6 protein-coding genes and 1 pseudogene are annotated in these 7,650 nt (G+C 68.4%); 4 read left to right on the plus strand and 3 right to left on the minus strand.

The genetic code is table 11. The features are described from left to right. Positions 1-59: 59 nt before the first annotated feature. From A5688_RS09235 to eccA2, 3 genes and pseudogenes are all read left to right on the plus strand, one after another. Positions 60-806: pseudogene (locus A5688_RS09235) on the plus strand (S8 family serine peptidase); the annotation flags it as partial. Further along, positions 803-2,413 carry a type VII secretion protein EccE gene (gene eccE, locus A5688_RS09240; RefSeq protein ID WP_067914165.1) on the plus strand — a complete coding sequence of 537 codons (1,611 nt, stop codon included), beginning with the start codon at positions 803-805 and terminating at the stop codon, positions 2,411-2,413. The pseudogene A5688_RS09235 and the gene eccE, both read left to right, overlap by 4 nt. Before the next feature lie 133 nt (positions 2,414-2,546). Continuing rightward, complete coding sequence (eccA2, locus tag A5688_RS09245; protein ID WP_120312196.1) at positions 2,547-4,385, plus strand: type VII secretion system ESX-2 AAA family ATPase EccA2; 1,839 nt, start codon at positions 2,547-2,549, stop codon at positions 4,383-4,385. A gap of 3 nt (positions 4,386-4,388) precedes the next feature. Here eccA2 and A5688_RS09250 read toward each other — a convergent pair whose 3' ends face one another. Further along, a complete protein-coding gene (locus A5688_RS09250) occupies positions 4,389-4,829 on the minus strand; it encodes a nitroreductase family deazaflavin-dependent oxidoreductase (protein WP_067914162.1) in 441 nt (146 codons plus the stop codon). Position 4,830: 1 nt separating this feature from the next. Further along, a complete protein-coding gene (locus tag A5688_RS09255) occupies positions 4,831-5,682 on the minus strand; it encodes an NAD(P)H-binding protein (protein WP_067914159.1) in 852 nt (283 codons plus the stop codon). Between the two features lie 111 nt (positions 5,683-5,793). Here A5688_RS09255 and sigI point away from each other — a divergent pair, with 111 nt between their 5' ends. Next, on the plus strand, positions 5,794-6,651 hold the full coding sequence (gene sigI / locus A5688_RS09260; RefSeq protein ID WP_067914156.1) for an RNA polymerase sigma factor SigI: 858 nt from the start codon (positions 5,794-5,796) through the stop codon (positions 6,649-6,651). Here the strand turns inward: sigI and A5688_RS09265 are convergent. After that, positions 6,648-7,631, minus strand: coding sequence for a MinD/ParA family ATP-binding protein (locus tag A5688_RS09265; protein WP_431768074.1), 984 nt, complete (start codon positions 7,629-7,631; stop codon positions 6,648-6,650). The genes sigI and A5688_RS09265 overlap by 4 nt on opposite strands. Positions 7,632-7,650: the final 19 nt, after the last annotated feature.

Raw genomic sequence — 7,650 nt, forward strand, 5'->3', positions numbered from 1 at the left:
CGTCGAGGTACTGCAACGGGTTGCTGCCCACCGGTTCGTGATCGAGCGCGCCCACCGGTCTGCCCGCCGCGTCACCGGCCGATCAGCGAGCGCTGGGTGCGGCGCTGTGGTACGCCTCCACCGCCAAGGACGCGGTGATCGTGGCGGCCGCGGGCAACGACGGAGAAGCAGGCTGTAACAACAACCCGATGTATGACCCGTTGGATCCGTCGGACCCGCGGGACTGGCATCAGGTCAAGATCGTCTCGGCGCCGTCGTGGTTTTCCGATTACGTCCTGTCGGTGGGTGCCGTCGACGCCAGCGGTGCCCCGCTCGACAAGAGCATGTCGGGTCCCTGGGTCGGTGTGGCCGGACCGGGGACCCACATCATGGGCCTCTCGCCCCAAGGCGCCGGCCCGGTCAACGCCTACCCGCCGTCGCGGCCCGGCGAGAAGAACATGCCGTTCTGGGGAACCAGTTTCTCGGCGGCCTACGTCAGCGGCGTCGCGGCGTTGGTGCGTGCGAAATTCCCCGATCTCAGCGCGCATCAGGTGATCAACCGAATCGTGCAGTCGGCGCACAATCCACCTGCGGGCGTTGACAATAAGGTCGGGTACGGACTGGTCGACCCGGTCGCGGCGCTGACCTTCAACATCCCGCCGGGCGACCGGATGCCCCCGGGCGCGCGGAGCCGGGTCATCACCCCGGCCCCGCCGCCCCCACCGCCGGACCACCGGGCGCGCAACATCGCCATCGGATTCCTGGGAACCGTGGCCGCCTGTGTGCTCGTGTTCGCGATCGCTGCGCGGTTGCGGAGGGCCCGATGAGGCCGGACCTGACCGGCTTCTCCCGCGGCAGCAACCGCCGGGTGGTCGGCGTCTGGGTGGTGTTCGTGCTCGCGTTCGCGAGCTGGCTGGTGGGCGGTTACATCGGCGCGGCTGTCGCCGTGGTGGCCGGTATCGCCCTGATCTTCGTGCGGTGGTGGGGCCAGCCGGCGTGGTCGTGGGCGGTGTTGTGGCGGCGCGGCCGGCGACCGATCGAGTGGGCTGCCCCGGTTACCGTTGCCAACAACCGATCCGGTGGCGGCGTTCGCGTGCAAGACGGGGTCGCCGTGGTCGCGGTGCAGCTGCTCGGCAGGGGGCACCGCGCCACCATGGTGACCGGCTCGGTGACCGTCGAAACCGAAAACGTGCTCGACATAGTCGAATTGGTGCCGATGCTGCACCAGGCCCTGGGCCTGCAGCTCGATTCGATCAGCGTCGTCACCATCGGCTCCCGGCACGGCACCGTCGGCGACTTTCCGCGAGTGTACGACTCCGAGATCGGAACCCCGCCCTATGCGGGCAGGCGCGAGACCTGGCTGGTCATGCGGCTGGCGGTGATCGACAACGCCCAAGCCCTGCTGTGGCGCACGACCGTTGGCGCGGCAGCCATTTCGGTCGCACAGCGCATCGCGGGGTTGTTGCGCTGCCAGGGAATGCGGGCAAAGGTGGCCACCGCCACCGACCTGGTCGAGCTCGATCGCCGCCTCGGGTGGGACGCGGTGTCGGGAACCGCACAGAGATGGAAAGCGATACGCGGAGAAGCGGGTTGGATGACCACCTATGCGTATCCCGCCGAGGCGATCACGTCGCGCAACCTCTCGCAGGCGTGGACGCTGCGCGCCGACGAGGTCATCCAGAACGTGACGGTGTACCCGGACGGTGACTGCACCGCGACCATCACCGTGCGCACACCGACGCCGGCGCCGACGCCGCCGAGCGTGATCCTGCGCCGCCTCAACGGAGAGCAGGCGGCCGCGGCGGCCGCGAACATGTGCGGTCCCCGCCCGCACCTGCGCGGATTACGGCGCAGTCCGCTGCCCGCGGAGCTGGTCACCGAGATCGGACCATCGGGCGTGCTGATCGGCAAACTCAGCAACGGTGATCGACTGCTGATGCCCGTTACCGACGCCGGCGAGCTGTCGCGCGTGTTCGTCGCCGCCGACGACCCGATCGCCAAACGAATCGTGATCCGCACCGCCGGTGCCGGCGAACGGGTCTGCGTGCACACCCGCGACCTGTCGCGCTGGGTCAGCGTGCGCATGCCGGAGATCAGCGTGGTGAGCAGCTCGCGCCCCGCACCACGAACCACGGTCAGCGTTGTCGAGTACGCCGCGCGACGGGGCAACAGCTTCGGCGGGCCCGACGGCGGCGGCATCGAGGCCGCAATCTCACCCACGCCGCGACCGGCAACCGTGATCACCATCGCACCCGCGGGTGCCGAGCTCTCCGAGGGGCATCGACACGGCTACGAGGTGATCATCGAGCAGATCGGCCCGGCGACGGTGAATGTCAGTGCAGCGGGCAGGGATTGGCTTGTCGAGATGGACATGTTCCGCGCCGAGAATCGGTATGTCAGTCTCGAGCCGGTCAGCATGTCGGTCGGCACGTAGCGGGTCGGTAATGCGAGTTTGAGGCACAGTGTGATGAGCGCACGTAGCGGTTGCGGCGACAGCCGGATCCGGCCGAAGGTGGCTGCCCGCGGCCCCGGCGGTGATCACCACTGTGCTCGGGACGGGGGACGTGATGGGTGATTTGCAAACTGCCCGAAGGCATTTCGATCGTGCCATGGCACTCAAGAGCCGACAGGGCCGGGCGGCGGCGCTGCCCGAGTTCGCCGCCGCCACCGACGCCGACCCGTCGATGGCCGACGCGTGGCTGGGGCGCATCGCGTGCGGTGACAGCGACCTGGCCTCGTTGCGGCAGCTGTACGCCACCAGCGAATGGCTACACCGCGAGACCACGCGCATCGGACAGACGCTGGCCGCGGAGATCCAGCTGGGCCCCTACATCGGCATCACCGTCACCGACGCGTCACAGGTCGGGCTGGCGTTGTCGTCCGCGTTGACGATCGCCGGAGAATACGCCGAGGCGGACAGGCTGCTGACCAACCGTGACCTGCTGGATTCGTGGACCAATTACCAGTGGCACCAATTGGCCCGGACGTTCTTGATGTACCGGACGCAGCGCTGGCCGGACGTGTTGTTGACGGCCGCCGAGGAGCTGCCCGCGCACGCCATCGTCATGTCGGCGGTGACGGCATCGATTTGCGCGTTGGCGGCGCACGCCGCCGCCCACCTCGGGCAGGGCCGGGTCGCTCTGGACTGGCTGGACCGCGTCGACGTGATCGGGCACACCCAGTCGTCATCCCGCTTCGATGCCGACGTGTTGACGGCGTCGATCGGCCCGGCCGACATTCCGCTGCTGGTCGCCGATCTGGCCTATGTGCGCGGGATGGTGCACCGGCAGCTGCGCGAGGAGGACCAGGCCCAGATCTGGCTGTCCAAGGCCACCATCAACGGGGTGCTGACCGCGGCGGCCAAAGAGGCACTGGCCGACCCGAATTTGCACCTGGTGGTGACCGACGAACAAACCATCGACAGCCGCACCGATCGATGGGACGCGTCGTCGGCCAAGAGCCGCGACGAGCTCGACGACGACGCCGCCTCGGACCGGCGCGCCGAGCTGCTGGCCGAGGGACGCAAGCTGCTGGCCAAACAGGTGGGACTGGCCGCGGTCAAGGAAGCGGTCGCGGCACTGGAAGATCAACTCGAAGTGCGAATGATGCGGCTCGAGCACGGGCTGCCGGTGGAGGGACAGACCAACCACATGCTGCTGGTTGGACCGCCCGGCACCGGTAAAACGACCACCGCCGAGGCGCTGGGCAAGATCTACGCCGGCATGGGGATCGTGCGGCACCCGGAGATCCGCGAGGTGCGCCGCTCGGATTTCTGCGGCCACTTCATCGGCGAGTCGGGACCCAAGACCAATGAGCTGATCGAAAAGTCGCTCGGGCGAATCATTTTCATGGACGAGTTCTACTCGTTGATCGAACGCCATCAGGACGGGACGCCCGACATGATCGGCATGGAGGCCGTCAACCAGCTGCTTGTGGCGTTGGAAGCGCACCGATTCGACTTCTGCTTCATCGGGGCGGGCTACGAAGACCAGGTGGATGCCTTCCTGACCGTGAACCCGGGTTTGGCCGGCCGGTTCAACCGCAAGCTACGCTTCGAGTCCTATTCGCCGGCCGAGATCGTCGAGATCGCGCACCGTTACGCCTCGCCGCGCGCCAGCCTGCTCGACGACGGCGCACGCGAGACGTTCCTGGACGCGGCGACGACCATCCGCAACTACACCACCCCCGGCGGGCGCCACGGCATCGACGCCATGCAGAACGGTAGGTTCGCCCGCAACGTCGTCGAACGCGCCGAAGGCTTTCGGGACACCCGGGTGGTGGCGCAAAAGCGTGCGGGTCAACCGGTGACCGTCGAGGATCTGCAGATCATCACCGCGGCCGACATCCAGGCCGCGGTGCGCAGCGTATGTTCCGACAACCGCGACATGGCGGCCATCGTCTGGTGACGGTCAGGCCGGCTCGAAGCGAAACACGCTGAGCCGCCCCGCCAGTGCCTCGAATTCGTCGGCCGTGCCGTCGCGCACCATCCCCGATCGTTTCGCGAAGGCCACACCCACGGGGACCTTGGCGGGGAACTCGCGCAGCACCGGCCGCGCCTCACTGGCCGAGAGTTCGACGATCCGGACCGGGCGTGATCGCCGGCCCCGGCTCAGTGTGCCCACGCCGGCCGCCCGGGCATTGGCCGCCCAGTCGGCGCCGGGATAGCCGGCCACCACGTAGAGGCCGCCCGCGAAATCGAAAGGCGTCATCGGGGTGCTGCGCGGTTGACCCGACTTGCGGCCGGGCACCGTAAGCACCATGGCGGGCCCGGTCGGGATGCCGAGGCGTTGCACCGCCATCATGAACTTGTTCATTCCCTTGAGGTAGCGCGGGGGACGCGGATCGGCCATTTCAGATTCCTACTTTCTCGTTGCTGAACATCTCTCGGTGTTCGGAAACCCAGTGCGCGAAGGGGACTGGCGGCCGGTCGAGGATCTGCTGCACGTCCTGGGTGACCGCGGCGGGTTTGTCGAGCGTCTCGGCGAGCATGGCGATGTACGCGTCGGCGAAGCCGGCGCTGAAGCCCAACCCGAGAAAGCGTTGCCGCACCGCGTCAACGGGGACCTCGCGGTATTGCAGCGGCCTGCCCAGCACACCGCCGATGACCTCGACCAGCTCTGCGTTGGTGAAGGCCTGTGGGCCGGTCAGCGGGATCCGTTGTCCATCAAGGTAATCGGTGAGCAATGCGCGTGCCGCGACGCTGGAGATGTCCGCCTCGACGATCGGCGCCGTCGACGCGGCGGCGTACGGCCCGGCGACCACGTCGCCGGCGCGGATCTGCGCGGACCACATGCCGGCGAAGTTCGTGGCGAACACGGTGGGCCGCAGGCTCACCCAGGCCAGGCCGGAGTCGACCGCGAGGCGCTCGACCTCCCTGTTGCGGTCGCCGCGAAACCGGGACGGCTGCCGCGTGTCGTCGTCGTCGGCGTTGATCGCCGACAGCGCGACCAGCTTGGCGACTCCGGCGCGCCGGCATTGCGCCACCACATCCTCCAACTGCGCACCCAGCGCCCGCGAGTTCAGGAATACCGCGGAGGCACCCGAGAGCGCGTCGATAACCGAACCGAATACCTCGACTTCCGGGGAAAACCCGGCACCGGCCGGTTGTCGGGTGACCGCCCGAACCCGGGCCCCCGCGGCGATGAGTTCGGTGACGAGTGGACGTCCGACGTTGCCGGTCGCACCGGTGACGACGATGGTCATGATGGGTTCCTTCCATGAACTTCCTGCACTGCCGAAAACGACGGGACAAAAGGTGGGAAAGTTACATCGGAGAACCCGTAACTTTTTGCCCCAGCGGATCGTCGAAGAGTCATGAACCAGTCGCAGTCAGCAAGCGACCAGGTCAGCGAGGCCTGGCGCCGCCACCGCCCGTATCTGGTCAACCTCGCCTATCAGATGTTGGGTGACGTCGGCGAGGCCGAAGACATTGCGCAAGAGGCCTTTCTGCGATTCTCGTGCACCGACGTCGGCGAGATCGAGGACGCGCGGGGCTGGCTGACCGTGGTGGCGAGCCGCCTCTGCCTCGACCAGGTGCGCTCGGCCCGCGCCCGCTACGAGCGCCCGGGCGACGTTCCCGAGCAACCGGCCGCGCGCCGCTTCGACCCGGCCGACCGGGTCACCCTCGACGACGAGATCCGCAGCGCGCTGCTGGAAGTCTTGCGCAGGCTCAGTCCGGGGGAACGGGTCGCCTTCGTGTTGCACGACATCTTCGGCGTCCCCTTCGAGTCGATCTCGCAGACGGTGGGACGGCCGGTCGGCACCTGCCGTCAGCTGGCGCGGCGTGCGCGGTCCAAATTCTCTGCGGCACAACCGAAGCTGAGCGACGTCGCGTCGGCCGAGCACCAGTTGGTCACCGAGAAGTTCATCACCGCATGCGCCAACGGTGACCTCGACGGGCTGGCCGCCGTGCTGGATCCGACGGTGTGGGGGGTGGGCACGATCCTCGCGGACCCGGCACCGCCACCACAGATCAACCACGGCCCGGCCGCGGTCGCCACCAACCTGCTGCGCTACCTGTGGCCGGACGTGACCCTGGTCAGCGGCCCCGCCGGGGGGCCGGTGCTGCTGGCCTTCAGCGAGCGACGCCTCTTCGCCGTCATCGTGTTGACGATCCGCGATTCCCGGGTGATGAAGATCGAGGCGATCGCCGACCCGTCGGCGCGCGCTTAGTTCTGTTCGTCCGTCGGTCGCTGCTCGCCGGCACCGTCGGAACGCGTTTCGAAGTAGCCGGCGATCGTCGCGGTGACTTCGAGGAATTTGCGCCGCGTGGCCGGGGCCATCTCACGGCCCACGTCGATGACACCGCCGGGCCGCAGGTGGGGATCGAAGGGCACTTGGATCACCGGCCGGCCGTGATCGGTGAACTCGCGAGCGAGCAGTTCCCGGGTGCGTTTGTCGGCGTGCCCGTCGGAATCGTTGAGCACCACGATGCTGTAGCGCAGCAGCGTGGCCAGGTTCTGATCGGCCAGCCACTCCATGGTCCGCGCGGCGGCGGATGCGCCGTCCGCCCAGGGCGAGGACACCACGATCAACGCATCCAGGTCACGCAGGACTTCCTGGGTGAGGGGTGCGTCCATCGTCGAACCGCAGTCGATGACCGAGATCGTGAAATGGCGGTCCAGCCGCAACGCTGCCTCCCGGTAGATCGCCGGATCGAGCACGCGGCGCGGGCCCGACGCCGGTTCTCCGGCGAGCACATGAAGACCCGCGGAATTCCGGCCCAGCCGCGCCACGACGTCGTCGAAGGACCGGAGGTTCTTGTCGGCGGTGAGCTCCCAGAACGAGCCCGTCGACGCTGGATCGATCCGGCTGCTGAGCCGGCCGAAAGCGGTATCGGCGTCGATCGCCACGACGTGATCCTGCCGACGGAGTCCGGCGAACAGAGAGCCCACGCTGGCGGCCACCGACGTCTTTCCCACGCCGCCCTTGCCCAGCACGCCGACCTTGTAGTTGCCGTACAGGCGGGTGCGGATGGCGGCTTCGAATTGGGCCTCCTGCAGCTGGGCGGGTGACGGGCCGAGGTTGACCAGGCCGAAGGTGGCCAGCCGCAGCGCGCGCCGCCAACCGCGGTCGGGCAGCTCGGGCGGCGTGGCCGCGGGCGCGGAAGGGGTGGGCTGCTGAGGCGACGACACCGTGGGTGGCGGGCGCAACGTTGGGCCGGGACTTTCC

Source organism: Mycobacterium mantenii, assembly GCF_001667865.1.
In the GTDB taxonomy this organism is placed as follows: domain Bacteria; phylum Actinomycetota; class Actinomycetes; order Mycobacteriales; family Mycobacteriaceae; genus Mycobacterium; species Mycobacterium mantenii_A.